Origin of the sequence: Tenacibaculum sp. AHE14PA (assembly GCF_019278465.1) — a bacterium.
GTDB lineage: Bacteria > Bacteroidota > Bacteroidia > Flavobacteriales > Flavobacteriaceae > Polaribacter > Polaribacter bernardetii.
Map to the genome: position 1 here is coordinate 837,501 of NZ_CP058983.1, position 14,353 is coordinate 851,853.

Annotated in this window: 13 protein-coding genes; 7 read left to right on the top strand and 6 right to left on the bottom strand. The window is 31.0% G+C overall.

The window, feature by feature from the left end; translation table 11 throughout:
* Positions 1–13: 13 nt before the first annotated feature.
* From H0I30_RS03775 to H0I30_RS03790, 4 genes are all read right to left on the bottom strand, one after another.
* A complete protein-coding gene (locus tag H0I30_RS03775) occupies positions 14–298 on the bottom strand; it encodes a hypothetical protein (protein ID WP_218772984.1) in 285 nt (94 codons plus the stop codon).
* 225 nt (positions 299–523) lie between these two features.
* Complete coding sequence (locus tag H0I30_RS03780) at positions 524–1,615, bottom strand: methyltransferase (RefSeq protein WP_218772985.1); 1,092 nt, start codon at positions 1,613–1,615, stop codon at positions 524–526.
* A gap of 52 nt (positions 1,616–1,667) precedes the next feature.
* A complete protein-coding gene (locus H0I30_RS03785; protein ID WP_218772986.1) occupies positions 1,668–3,185 on the bottom strand; it encodes an FMN-binding glutamate synthase family protein in 1,518 nt (505 codons plus the stop codon).
* A gap of 93 nt (positions 3,186–3,278) precedes the next feature.
* The gene (locus tag H0I30_RS03790; protein WP_218772987.1) at positions 3,279–3,530 is read right to left on the bottom strand and encodes a type B 50S ribosomal protein L31; all 252 of its coding nucleotides are present in this window, start codon (positions 3,528–3,530) and stop codon (positions 3,279–3,281) included.
* Between the two features lie 183 nt (positions 3,531–3,713).
* Here H0I30_RS03790 and H0I30_RS03795 point away from each other — a divergent pair, with 183 nt between their 5' ends.
* A complete protein-coding gene (locus H0I30_RS03795) occupies positions 3,714–4,754 on the top strand; it encodes a glutaminyl-peptide cyclotransferase (protein ID WP_218772988.1) in 1,041 nt (346 codons plus the stop codon).
* A gap of 43 nt (positions 4,755–4,797) precedes the next feature.
* Entirely contained in the window at positions 4,798–6,297 is a 1,500-nt protein-coding gene (locus H0I30_RS03800) for a hypothetical protein (protein ID WP_218772989.1), read from the top strand.
* Positions 6,298–6,330: 33 nt separating this feature from the next.
* Here H0I30_RS03800 and H0I30_RS03805 read toward each other — a convergent pair whose 3' ends face one another.
* Entirely contained in the window at positions 6,331–7,611 is a 1,281-nt protein-coding gene (locus H0I30_RS03805) for an amidohydrolase family protein (RefSeq protein WP_218772990.1), read from the bottom strand.
* 72 nt (positions 7,612–7,683) lie between these two features.
* Here H0I30_RS03805 and H0I30_RS03810 point away from each other — a divergent pair, with 72 nt between their 5' ends.
* From H0I30_RS03810 to H0I30_RS03825, 4 genes are read left to right on the top strand one after another with little or no spacing between them, the layout of a single operon-like run.
* Positions 7,684–8,364, top strand: coding sequence for an SDR family oxidoreductase (locus H0I30_RS03810; protein ID WP_218772991.1), 681 nt, complete (start codon positions 7,684–7,686; stop codon positions 8,362–8,364).
* Between the two features lie 10 nt (positions 8,365–8,374).
* Positions 8,375–8,974 carry a SprT-like domain-containing protein gene (locus H0I30_RS03815; RefSeq protein ID WP_218772992.1) on the top strand — a complete coding sequence of 200 codons (600 nt, stop codon included), beginning with the start codon at positions 8,375–8,377 and terminating at the stop codon, positions 8,972–8,974.
* A gap of 38 nt (positions 8,975–9,012) precedes the next feature.
* Positions 9,013–10,074 (top strand): mannose-1-phosphate guanylyltransferase, encoded by a 1,062-nt coding sequence (locus H0I30_RS03820; RefSeq protein WP_218772993.1) that lies wholly within the window; start codon positions 9,013–9,015, stop codon positions 10,072–10,074.
* Positions 10,075–10,100: 26 nt separating this feature from the next.
* Positions 10,101–12,086 carry a translation factor GTPase family protein gene (locus H0I30_RS03825; RefSeq protein WP_218772994.1) on the top strand — a complete coding sequence of 662 codons (1,986 nt, stop codon included), beginning with the start codon at positions 10,101–10,103 and terminating at the stop codon, positions 12,084–12,086.
* Here the strand turns inward: H0I30_RS03825 and lpxK are convergent.
* A complete protein-coding gene (gene lpxK, locus H0I30_RS03830) occupies positions 12,079–13,122 on the bottom strand; it encodes a tetraacyldisaccharide 4'-kinase (RefSeq protein ID WP_218772995.1) in 1,044 nt (347 codons plus the stop codon). The two genes, H0I30_RS03825 and lpxK, sit on opposite strands and share 8 nt — an antisense overlap.
* A gap of 134 nt (positions 13,123–13,256) precedes the next feature.
* On the opposite strand from lpxK, the gene H0I30_RS03835 reads away from it, so the two are divergent.
* Positions 13,257–14,351, top strand: a complete 1,095-nt coding sequence (locus H0I30_RS03835) for a Nif3-like dinuclear metal center hexameric protein (protein WP_218772996.1) — start codon at positions 13,257–13,259, stop codon at positions 14,349–14,351.
* Positions 14,352–14,353: the final 2 nt, after the last annotated feature.

Genomic DNA, 14,353 nt, shown 5'->3' on the forward strand with positions numbered 1-14,353 from the left:
GGGGTTTTTATTTTTAAGCTACAGCAATAATATCACTGTACGAAACTTCTTTTGTATTCTTAAGAATAATTGATTTTTCACAAACAGTCCAAATTGAAGTCTCAACTTTCTTTAAACCAGTATCATCGGTAAAAAACACTTCAATTTTCTCTCTGTTTAAGTTTCTTGAAAAGAAAACTTTTCGTTGCCTTATAAACTCGTTTACTTGCTCTATTTGATGTTCAAGAATGTTAATCTTTGGAAACTCCAAAATTTTATTTTTCTTTTTATCTGCAAGTGCTGTTTTTTCTAAAAACATATTAATTGGGGATTTTGGGGATTATCGTAATACACAATACATTGTTAATAACATACAAAGATATGAATTTTATCAACAAGTGTTAATAACTATTTAAATAAATTGTTAATAACTTTTACCTTGTGATTATAATAATTAATAAACCTAACTAATTTTACTTAAATTTAAAAAGGGAGGTAAAATGCTAATACATTATACCTCCCTTTTTAAATACTTTTATTTTTTCTACATCATACATTCATAAACTACAAACTTCTTATTATCTGCCATTATTTCAACCGTATTAAAAAGTTTCTCTAAATGTGTTTTATAATTCAAATGCTTGTTTGCCACCAAAACAAAACGTCCGTCGGGTTTTAAACAACTCTTTACATCTTTAAAGAGCGATAAAGTTACTTCTATATTATTCTCATGTTCAAAATGAAAAGGAGGATTAGATACTATTAAATCAAAACTTTCCTTTTCTAAATCACTTAAATCATCCGCGCATACAAACCTAGCTTCTTTACCCTTTAAATTAAGCTGTGAAGAGGCAATCGCTAAATTAAAATCATCTACTAAAGTAATTTCAGATTCTGTATTTTGATTCGCTATTTCAAAAGCTATAATTCCGTTACCAGAAGCCACATCTAACACTTTTAATTCGCTAGGATGCACTTTTAAATTATCTAATAAAAAACGAGTACCAACATCAACCTTACCTCCAGAAAATACTCCGTAATATTGCTGAAGTATTTCTTCGTTCCAATTAATTTTATTTATTAATTCTTTCTCTTCTGTTAATTTCTTAGGATTTTTTAAAATCAACAACCTTGCTTTTTTCCATGCTTTACTCTGTTCAACTTCTTCAAAATACAACTCTGCAATTTTAAGAAAAGAAACAGAAAAATATTTAGTCATAAATCCGCAAACAACTATTGTTTTATTATCAGAAGCTTTATGTATCTGCTTTAAAAACAACTCAAACAATTCAAGAGATTTCGGAACTTTTAAAAGCGCCAATTCCACCTTATCTAAATCATCTAAAGGTTCTTTGTAATTTACATCTAACGAAAATTTGTTTAGCTTTAAATTGTTAGCAATTGCTTTTTGCTGACTCGCGTATGTCCAAACGGTTGTTAGCCTTACATCATTTAATAGCGTGTTAAAAACACCAAACCTATCATTATATAAATGAATGTTTACTGTTTTTTCATCCTTAATATAATCAAGCATTAATAACTCCGCATTACTCCATGAACGCAAGGCTTTATCTGTTGTTACCGGGTAACGCTCTAATTGATATTCTTTCAAATTAAACTCCAATGTTATCTTCAATACTTTTAATTTTATTAGCTCAATTTATGACCTGATATTTCTAATTACTTCTCTACTCCTGTAAATCGTAAATAACGTTTAGAGGTGTAATTTCTTCTTCCTTATTTCTTCTAAAAATATGTTTTGCTTTTATATCAGAAATTGATTCTTTACCCATCGCCGCAACCACCTCTTTTACTGCTGTTATTGTTTTGATATGATAATTTTTAACACGAACATTTTTGTCTTCAACAACCAAAGCTTCAACTAAATCCTCATCTTGCGTTGCTACACCAACAGGACAAGTATCTAAATTACACTCACGCGCCTGAATACAACCTAAACTAAGCATAAAACTACGTGCCATACCAATAACATCAGCACCTAAAGCTTTGTATTTAATAATATCAAAAGCATCAATTGCTTTACCACTTGCTATTATTTTTATCTGCTCTTTTAACTGGTACTTTTGCAATGTTTTATTTACAAAAACCAAACCTTCTAACAACGGAGTACCTATATAATTAGAAAATTCTAATGGTGCTGCCCCTGTACCTCCTTCTCCTCCATCGACTGATATAAAATCTGGATAATTATTAGCCAACGAAAATGCTTTTATCATTTCTTCTATCTCTTCATTATCACCCACACAAAATTTTATCCCAACAGGTTTTCCTTCGGATAAATCTCTTACTTCCTGAATAAAAACAATCATTTCTCCATAATTAGAAAAAGCTGAATGACCTGGAGGCGAATTCACATCTGTAAAAGGTATTACCGAACGTATTTTTGCAATTTCTTCAGTGTTTTTTTTAGCTGGTAAAATACCTCCATGACCTGGTTTTGCTCCTTGTGAAAATTTAATTTCAATCATTTTAACTTCCGGGCGAATTGCATTTTCCTTAAAAATGGCAGCATCAAAAACACGCTTGCCATCTACGCTTTTCCCCGCTCCAAAATAACCTGTTCCTACCTGAAAAATTAAATCTCCCCCTTGTAAATGATAGGGTGATATTCCGCCTTCTCCTGTATTATGAGCAAAACCAGCCATCTTTGCTCCTTGATTTAAAGCTTTAATGGCATTTTTACTTAACGAACCAAAAGACATTGCTGATATATTAACAATAGAAGCATCGTATTTTTGAATACATTTATCAGAACCAATTAATACTCTTTCTCCTTTAATATGATGATGATTTTTTGGAAACAAGGAATGCTTTACAAATTCATACCCTTTTTTATATACGTTATGCAGCGTACCAAAAGGCACTGTTTCTATCTCTTTTTTCGAACGTTGGTAAACAATACTTCTTTTTTCACGGTTAATTGGCACACCACTTAAGTCATCTTCAATAAAATATTGTTGGATTTTCTCTCTTTCATCTTCAAAAAACCAACGTAAACGAGCTACAACAGGAAAAGCACGTAATAAAGAGTGTTTTTTCTGAAAAAATGCATCATACAAAGCAACTATACTTAATGCAGAGGCAATTGTTAGCAAAATAAAATTACCTACATCTGGTACAAAATAAACCAGCACACCGCATAAAACATTAATTACAATAACAATTGCTAAAATAGTATCTCTCATTTTTGAAAATTTTCTAGGCTAAAATACAAGATTTTCAGCATAAAAAAAGCCCTAACTGTAGTTAGAGCTTTTAAATATCTTAGATACTTGAAATTATTTTTTAAATTTCGAGTATTTATTTTTGAACTTATCAATACGTCCTGCAGTATCAATTAATTTAGACTTACCTGTGTAAAAAGGGTGAGAAGTTCTTGAAATTTCTAATTTGATTAATGGGTATTCAGCTCCTTCTACTTCTAAAGTTTCTTTAGTGTTAGCAGTTGAACGTGTTAAAAATACATCTCCGTTAGACATATCTTTAAAAGCTACCATTCTATAATTTTCTGGATGTATTCCTTTACGCATCTTAAATGACTTTTAAATATTGTTTTGTTTTTTTATCAAACGTTGTAAAAATGGTAAAGTTTTACACTAAAATTGTTTTAGCTGTTTGAGGATGCAAATTTAACCATATTTTTTAATTTTCAAACAAATAAATTGTTTTAATTTGTAGTGTAAACGAATAAATTAGAAATCAAACTATAAAATATGCGTATTTATACATACTTCACTTTAGCTTTATCAACATTATTTATTACTTCTTGTAGTAATTCTGGATACAAATTTAAGTTAAATACTTCTAAAAAAACCACTTTAGGGCAAAAGGCTGCTATTAAATTCGAACAACTTAAAGGTGAAAAGATCGATTCTGTTCACTTATTCGTTAATAATAAGCGTGTAAATAAAAACGAAACAAGTTTAACAATTAATACAGCCGATTTTGGTGTTGGTAAACATGCGGTTACTGCATTGGCTTTTTATCCTAATAAATCTAAAAAAGTTAATAATTCTATTGAAATTTTAGCTAAAAACGCTCCTGCTGTTTATTCTTATACTATTATAAACACTTTTCCTCATGACAAAGATGCTTACACGCAAGGATTGGAGTATAAAGATGGGTTTTTATACGAAACTACAGGTCGTAAAGGCGAATCAACTTTAAGAAAGGTTGATTTAAAAACAGGTGATGTTCTTCAAAAAATTGATTTAGATAAAGAGTACTTTGGTGAAGGAATGACTATTTATAATAATAAAGTGTACTGGTTAACATGGCAAGCTCGTAAAGGTTTTATTTATAACCTAGATACTTTTAAGCAAATTGGTGAGTTTGACTATAACAAGAGTAACCAAGGTTGGGGGTTAACACACAACGAAACTGAGTTAATAAAATCTGACGGAACAAATAAAATATGGTTTTTAAATACCGAAAATCAAACAGAAAAAAGAAGTATTCAAGTATATACTAATAAATATTCTGTAGATAACTTAAATGAAATAGAATTAATTAATGGCAAAATTTACGCCAATAAATGGCAGCAAAACTCAATTGTAATTATCAATCCAGAGACGGGTGTTGTTGAAGGTGTTGCTAATTTAAACGGACTAAGAGATATCGTTGCTAAAAATCAACAATTAGACCCAAATGATGATGTTTTAAACGGAATTGCATACGACAAAGAAAACAACCGTTTATTTGTTACAGGAAAGCATTGGGGGAAATTATTTGAAATTGAGTTGATTAAAAAATAATATCTTTACCTTTTAACCGTTATTAACCTGCCTTCTTTTATATATGAGATACTCCCTTCAAATTTTAGCTTTCTTTATTTTAATTGCTGTAAGCTCGTGTAGAAAAGATTTTAAAACTGTTCCTAATTTTGGTAAATTAGAATTCTCTAAAGACACCATATTTTTAGACACCGTTTTTTCGAATATAGGATCAGCTACATACAATTTAAAAGTATACAACAGGAGTAATAAATCGATTACAATTCCGGAAATTAAATTAGAGAACGGAAACAGTTCTAATTATCGTTTAAATGTTGATGGAATATCTGGTAAGAATTTTAACGATATTGATATATTAGCAAATGACAGTATCTATGTTTTTGTAGAAACTACTATTGATTTTAGCACAACAACAGATCCTTTATACACAGATAAATTATTATTTGATAACGGAAATAATCAACAAGATGTTGATTTAATTACTTTAGTGCAAGATGCCACTTTTATATTCCCATCAAAAAATAGTATGGGAATTGAAACCTTAACTATAAATGGTACAGACTCTGAAATTCAAGGTCGTTTTTTAACAGATGCTGAATTAACTTTTACTGATGAAAAACCATATGTTATTTACGGTTATGCGGCTGTACCGTCAGAAAAAACATTAACAATTAATGCTGGTGCAAAAATTTACTTTCACAATAACTCAGGTTTAATAGTAGATAAAAAAGGAAGTTTAAAAGTAAACGGAACTCTTGACAGTAAAGTTATTTTTGAAAGCGACCGACTAGAACAACGATTTAACAATATACCGGGCCAATGGGGAACTATTTGGTTACGTGCAGGTAGTACTGAAAATGAAATTAACCATGCCTTAATTAAAAACGGAACCATCGGTGTACTTGTTGATAGTATTAGCACTGTTGCTTCACCTACATTGTCTATAAAAAACACAGAAATTTATAACAATTCTAATTATGGAATCTTAGGAAGGGATACTAATATTAAAGGAGAAAACATCGTTATTGGTAACGCCGGACAATCTTCTTTAGCTTGTACTTTTGGGGGAACTTATAATTTTACTCATGCTACTTTTGCTAATTATTGGAGCAATAGTTTCCGTCAGCTACCTACAGTTTTAGTAAATAATTACACTAATTTTCTTAATAGTAATAATGATGAAGTAACAGCTACAAGAGATTTAATTGCTGCTACCTTCACCAACTGTATTATTGAAGGTAACAACAATATTGAATTTGTTTTAGATAAAAATGACGGTAGCGATTTTAATTATAATATTGAAAACTCTATGATTCAGTTTAATGATTTTAATGATTCGTTTGCTAGTAATACAGAGTTGAATTTTGATGATGCTACTCATTATAAAAATATTATTTTAAATGGAGAACCTAACTTTAAAAACACCTCTTTAAATCATTTTATAATTGGTGAAAATTCTGAAGCTATTAACAAAGCAAAAGCATCCGCTATTTCTGAAGATATTTTAGGAATTGATAGAACAACAAATCCTGATATTGGTGCATACCAACACATAACATTTTAATAAAAAGAGCGGTTTTAAAACCGCTCTTTTTATTTATTTCTTATAAACGATTCCGTTTTTCATTACAAAAATAACGTTTTCCATTGTTTTAATATTTTTAGTTGGATCTTCGTCTACAGCTATAATATCTGCGAAGAAACCTTTTTTAATTTGCCCTATTTCATTCTCCATCTTTAATATTTTAGCATTGGTAATAGTTGCTGCCTGAATCGTTTCTATCGCTGGCATACCTGCTGCTACCATATAACCAAATTCTTTACCATTGTTACCGTGTTTAAAAACTCCTGCATCGGTACCAAATGCAATTCCTACACCTTTCTTATATGCTTTTGCAAATGTTCCTTGAATTTTTGGACCAACAGCTAATGCCTTTGGAACTACAATATCTGGATAAAATCCTTTTATTTTAGCTTTCTCTTCTACCTCTTTTCCTGCAGTAATTGTTGGAACTAAAAAAGCGTTGTGCTTTTTCATCAATTCCATCGTTTCATCACTCATATAAGTTCCGTGTTCAATAGTTTTTACACCACCAATTATTGCACGCTGCATTCCCTCATCACCGTGAGCATGAGCAGCTACATGCATTCCATAATCTTTAGCCATATCACATATTGCTTTTACCTCCTCAATTGTAAATTGTGGATTATCGCCAGATTTAGCCACACTTAAAACGCCACCTGTTGCTGTAATTTTAATACAATCTGCTCCATTTTTATAACGCTGACGTACCGCTTTTTTAGCGTCTTCAACCGAATTTACAACACCTTCTTTTGGCCCCGGATTACCAGTTAAAACTCTACTACTTCCGTTTGTAGGGTCTGCATGACCACCCGTTGTTGCCAATGATTTACCTGCTGTAAAAACTCTTGGCCCAGGTATTTTCCCAGCTTCGATTGCTTTTTTTATTGATATATTTACTCCAGTTCCACCCAAATCTCTTATCGTTGTAAATCCGTTTAACAAGGTTGATTTTGCAAAACCAACAGAATTATAAGCTACATCTGCTTCGTTTAAAGTATATTTGTTTAAGCGCGTTTTAGCATCAAATTCCATTTCAATATGTACATGCATATCTATCAAGCCAGCCATTACAACTTTATCTCTTAAATCTATTATTTTAGATGTTTTATCTCTTGGCATAATGTAGCCATTTTTAACATGTGTGATTTTATTGTCATTAACAACAATTGTTTTTTCTGTTTGAATTTCTCCAGAAGCTGTATCAATTAACTTTCCGCATAAAACATAAGTGTTCTGACTAAAAGAATAAGTTACAATCAATAAAAACAAAAGTAAAAAGCTATTTTTTTTCATGATAAAAATTTAGTTTGAACTATAAATGTATGAAAATTTTAAGTAGCTTGCTTGTTTAACTTATCCTATTAAATGAAAAATATTGTAATTACAGGAACCAGTAGAGGTATTGGTTTTGAACTAGCACAACAGTTTGCAAACGAAGGACATAAAGTACTTGCTTTATCAAGAAACACAAGTCCGTTAGAAAAAATAAATCATAAAAACATTACTACGATAGCTGTCGATTTATCTAATAATGACGATTTAAACAAAGCAACCTTATTCATTAAAAAAGAATGGAAAACTGTTGATGTTTTAATTAACAACGCAGGAAAACTAGTAAATAAGCCTTTTACAGATTTAACTACGGCTGATTTCCAGGAAGTTTATAAAGTAAATGTATTTGCTGTTGCCGAATTAACAAAGCTATTGATTCCATTTTTCAAAAAAGGAAGTCATGTAGTTACCGTTAGTTCTATGGGCGGAGTACAAGGAAGCATGAAATTTCCAGGTTTAGCTGCTTATAGCTCTGCTAAAGGAGCCGTAATTACTTTATCTGAACTATTAGCTGAAGAATACAAAAAACAACAAATAGCCTTTAATATATTGGCTTTAGGCGCTGTACAAACCGAAATGTTAGAAGAAGCTTTTCCTGGTTATGTTGCTCCATTATCAGCAAAAGAAATGGCAAGTTATATTTTTGATTTCGCTTTAACAGGAAACAAGTTTTACAACGGAAAAGTACTAGAAGTATCTAGTTCAACGCCATAAAAAACTTTCATTGTACAAAACACTTATAAAATATATCCCTGAAAAAGCAATTCCGTTAGTTGAGTATTTAATTAACGAGCATAAAATCAATCTTAAAATTGTAAATCAGCGACAATCCAAACATGGTGATTTTAGGACTTTTCCGAACGGACAAACACAGATTACTGTTAATAATAACCTGAACGAATTTCAGTTTTTACTGACTTTAATTCATGAAATTGCGCATCATGTTACGCATAAAAGGTTTGGGCGAGTACAACCTCATGGCAAACATTGGAAAACAGTTTTTCAGCATTTAATGTTGCCATTTTTACAACCAGATATTTATCCGAAGGAAATATTACCTTATTTGGCTAACTATCTTAAAAACCCGAAAGCAAGTACCGATACGGATGTTAATTTATCTTTAGCGCTACGTGGTGGTGAAGCTGAAAACGGAAAGAATTTTATCTTTCAAGTTCCTGTTAATAGTGTTTTTCAGTTTAAAAATACTTTATACAAAAGAGGAAATAAACGCAGAACTCGTTATGAATGTTTAAATTTAACGAACAAAAGAGTATATCTTTTTAATCAAAATGCAGAAGTAAAGTTAGTAGATTCAAACATATAAATAAAACGTCTATCTTTAAGGAATTATAACTAATTATTATGAATAAAAATTATTACGCAATAGTTATGGCCGGCGGTGTTGGTTCACGTTTTTGGCCAGTAAGCACGCAAGAATACCCGAAACAGTTTCATGATATGTTAGGAACTGGTGAATCGTTAATTCAGCGTACTTTTAATCGAATTAATGCTTTAATTCCGGCTGAGAATATTTTAATTGCCACAAACGAACGTTATGAAAGTTTGGTTTTAGAGCAATTACCAAAAACTACCAAAAAGCAACTTTTATTAGAGCCGGCAATGCGCAACACAGCTCCTTGTATTTTATATGCGGCTTTAAAAATTCATAGCCAAAATAAAGATGCTGTTATGTTAGTTGCACCTTCTGATCATTGGATTGAAGATGAAACTGAATTTTTAAATAACATCAAAACTTCGTTTGAAACATCCGCAAAAAACAGCTCTTTAATGACGCTAGGTATCCAACCAAATACACCAAATACTGGTTATGGATATATTCAGTTTGAAGAAAGTTCTTCGAATATAAAAAAGGTAAAAAAATTTACTGAAAAACCGAACTTAGCAACTGCAAAAGAATTTATAGCTAGTGGTGATTATTTATGGAATGCAGGAATTTTCATTTGGTCTACCAAAAGCATTTTAGCCGCTTTTAAAAAGCACTTACCAAATATGTTAACGGTTTTAGAAGGCACAAATACTATTTATAATACTGATTTAGAAGCTGACTTTATTAAAAACAATTACGAAAAATGTGAAGATATTTCTATTGATTACGGAATTATGGAACGCTCGAATAATGTACATATTTTACCGGTAGATTTTGGTTGGAATGATCTTGGTACTTGGGGATCTTTGTATAATAAATTAGAAAAAGACGATCAAAAAAATGCTGTTGTAGGTGCTGAAACCATTTTTAGAGATGCAAGCGGAAATATGATTCGTACCGAAAGCGGTAAAAAGGTTATTATTCAAGGTTTAAGTGATTTTATTGTGGTTGAAAAAGATGGAGTACTTTTAATTTGTCCGCGAAAAGACGAACAAGACATCAAGCAAATAAGCGCAGCCGCTACTAAGAAATTTTAATTCTAAACCAAGTATCACACTAATTAATGAAGCATTCTAACATTCTTAATATTGGTATTTTAGCACATGTAGATGCCGGAAAAACCACATTAACAGAACATTTGTTATATCATGTTGGTGCTATTAGAAAAATAGGAAGTGTAGATAAAGGATCTGCAGTTACCGATAATTTAACTTTAGAAAAAGAACGCGGAATTTCGATTAAAGCTGCTACGACTTCTTTTAATTGGAAAAACACGAAAATTAACTTAATTGACACTCCTGGCCACGTAGATTTTTCTAGTGAGGTTGCAAGAACTCTTTGTGTTGTTGATGCTGTTATTTTAGTAATTTCTGCTGTTGAGGGCGTGCAAGAACATACCTTAACAATAGTCGATGCTTTGCATAATTTAAAAATACCTACATTAATTTTCATCAATAAAATAGACAGACCAGGCGCAAACACAGAAGCCGTTTTACGACAAATAAAAAAAGAGCTCCAATATAAAACGGTAGCTATTTCTACGAGTTATGATGAAGGTTTAACTTCTGCGTATATAACCGAGGTTTTTAACAATAATAAAATTAGTAAGGAGCAAAAAGAAGCTATTACTGAAGAACTCATAGAAACTGATGAAAAGCTGCTTACTCAATATTTAAACGGAATTCATTTTTCTGATGAAGTCTATTTAAACACAATTGCAAAAAGTACTTCAAACAATATGATAGTTCCTGTTTTTACTGGAATTGCGAAAAACAACATTGGTGTTGAAATTTTATTAAACGGATTGGTAGATTTTATCAAACCTAAAAAGAGAAATATTTCTGAAGAAGTTGCCGCTTACGTATATAAATTAGAGCATAATAAAGTTCATGGCGCAATGGCACATGTAAAAGTTTTTTCGGGTGAATTATCTACCAAATCGGTTATTAATAATCATACACAAGGATTAGAAACTAAAATTAATCAGACTAAAGTATTTCATCATACAAAACATTTAGATACTAATATTACAGCAGGAGACATCGGTATAATTACTGGAGTTTTAGGTACAAAAGCAGGTGATATTTTAGGAAATCCTTCAGAGATTCCAACCTTACCTGAATTAAACATTCCCGTTTTAAGCGTACAAGTAATTGCCATTAACGATAAAGATTATAATGCCCTTGCTCAAGCATTACAGCTTATCGATAAAGAAGATCCGAGTTTACAATTTAAATGGCATAAACCCGAAAAAGAATTGATTCTTTTATTAATGGGAGACATGCAAATAGAAGTACTCACCCACTTATTACAAGAACGCTTTAATATTGCTGTAAATTTTACAGATCCACAAATAGTTTATAAAGAAACAATAACTAAAGCTGCCGAAGGTTATATTCGTTATTGGATGCCGAAACCTTGTTGGGCAATTATGACTTTTTTAATTGAACCAGCAGCGTTAAACTCTGGCATTACGTATCAATCAATTGTTTCTAAAAATGATGTTCATAATAAATATCAAAATGAAATAGCAAAAACAATTCCAAAAGCCTTAGAACAAGGTCTTTTAGGCTGGAATGTTACCGATGTAAAAATCACTTTAATTAAAGGAGAAGATCATAATGTGCACTCTAGACCTGGAGATTTTAATTTAGCCACTCCAATGGGAATCATGAAAGGTTTAGAAAATGGCGGAACTCATTTGCTAGAACCTTTATTACGCTTTGAAATAAAAACCAATGAAGAGTTATTAGGTAAATTAATTTCTGAACTTACTCATAGAAGAGCAACGATAAATACTCCTACTTTTGAGCAAGATTTGGTAATATTATCGGGTACGATTCCTGTTGCTACGTCTTTAGATCTTAGCATAAAACTAAATAGTATTTGCAGCGGTAGACTTCGTTTAAGAACCGTTTTTCATGAATATGCTGTTTGTCCTGAAGGAGAAGGAAAAACAAAGAAGTTTAAAGGTGTAAATCCGTTAGATGAAGCGCAATGGATTTTACATCGCCGTGGTGCTTACAAGGCCGATGAACGTGTTATTTAGTATTTTCTTCAGCTTTTACATGATCAATTATAAACTGCTTAAACTTTTCTTCTTCTGATAAAAAAGCACTTTTTATAGTTATATAACACATGTTTTTAAGTTTACCTTGTAAACGCATATAATCTTTTTCCGTTGTTAAGATTATCTTGTTTTCAGACGCTAAATCATTAAATAATTTTTCGATTTTTAAAATATCTTGCGCATTAAAATCATAATGATCTGCATATTCTAAATGCTTATAATTGATATTTTCTTTTGATAAAAAACTTAATAACGAACTAGGCTTTGCAATTCCTGTAACTAACAAAACATCTTTATGCTTTAAATCAGCAATGGTAAGTTCAGATTCTGCTCCTTTTAAGTTTTCATCGTAAGAAATACTGGTAAAAAATAACTGTTGATTTTTACTAGGATTAATTTTTATTCTGATTTTTTCTTTAGCTGCTTCTGATAAATTCTCAGGACATTTCGTAACAATTATTATAGCTGCACGATTTGCCCCTCTTCTACTCTCTCTTAAATTTCCGGTAGGTAAAATAAAATCATCCACATACAAATCGTCATATTTCGTTAACAAAATATAACTACTACCCTTTACTTTTCTATGCTGATAAGCATCATCTAATAAAACAACTTGCGGCGAAACATCACTTTTTAATAATTGTTGAATTCCGTTTGTTCTATCAGCATCAACAGCTATGGTTACTTCATTTTTAAACTTTTTATAAAACTGTAAAGGCTCATCACCAACATCAGCTGCAGCATGTTTGGAATTTACAATCTGAAAACCTGTTGTTTTACGCTTGTAACCTCTACTTAAAACTGCAACCTTATGTGTATCTTTTAGTAAACGAATTAAATATTCTATTTGTGGCGATTTTCCTGTTCCACCAACACTTAAGTTTCCGACTACAATAACAGGAATATCAAAAGAGGTAGATTTTAATACACCTAACTCAAAAAACCAATTACGAATCGTTGTAACAACGTCGTATAAAACAGCAAACGGAAATAATAAAAATCGAAGTAATTTCATTACATCAAAAGTAAAAATTATTTCGTTATTACGAACAAAGTGAAGTAATCTTTCAAGGTAAATTAGATTACTTCGTCATTCTTCCTCGTAATGACAAGTTTTAGTAACTTAGCGGTATCCATTAAATCAAGAAAATGCAAATAAAAGACGTTACTGACCATATTGAAAAACTAGCACCACTTTCGTATGCTGAAGATTTTGACAATGTAGGTTTACTAATTGGAAGTTATAACACAAAAGTAACTGGAGTTATAGTTACGCTTGACACTTTAGAAGAAACCGTTGATGAGGCTATTGCCAACAACTGCAACTTAATTGTAAGCTTTCACCCGATTGTTTTTAGTGGATTGAAAAAAATAAATGGAAATAATTATGTAGAGCGTGTTGTTTTAAAAGCAATTCAAAACAACATTGCCATTTATGCTACACATACTGCTTTAGATAACGTTAATAATGGAGTTTCAGCTAAAATGTGTGAAGTTTTAGGCTTACAAAATTGTAAAACATTAATTCCTAAAAAAGGAATTATAAAGAAACTTACTACCTATGTTCCGATTGCTGAAGCTGAAAAATTACGCACCAAACTTTTTAATGCCGGAGCAGGAAGTATTGGTAATTATGAAAATTGCTCTTTTAATGTAGAAGGCAAAGGAAGTTATAAAGGCGGAGAAAACTCAAACCCAACCGTTGGCGAAAAAGGTACATTCATGTTTGAAGAAGAAACCTGTATTTCGGTAACTTTTGATAGTTATTTAGAAGGTAAAATATTAAAAGCTTTGTTCGATTTTCATTTGTATGAAGAAGTAGCTTACGAAATTATTACTTTAGAAAACAGTAACCAACATATAGGTATGGGAATGCTTGGTGAATTAGCAAACCCTATGAATGAAAAGGAATTTCTAACTTTTGTTAAGAAAACTTTTAAAACTGATTGCGTTAGACATTCTGAATTGTTAGATAAACCAATTAAAAAAGTTGCTGTTTTAGGCGGATCAGGAAGCTTTGCCATAAAAAAGGCCATGAGATTGAAAGCAGATGCTTATATTAGTGCTGATTTTAAATATCATGAGTTTTTTAAAGCTGAAAAAAGAATATTACTTGCTGATGTTGGACATTATGAAAGTGAACAGTTTACAAAAAACCTTTTGAGTGATTATCTTCGTAAAAAATTTAGTACTTTTGCGATTATTTTAAGTGAAAAAAGTACAAATCCAATACACTATATATAACA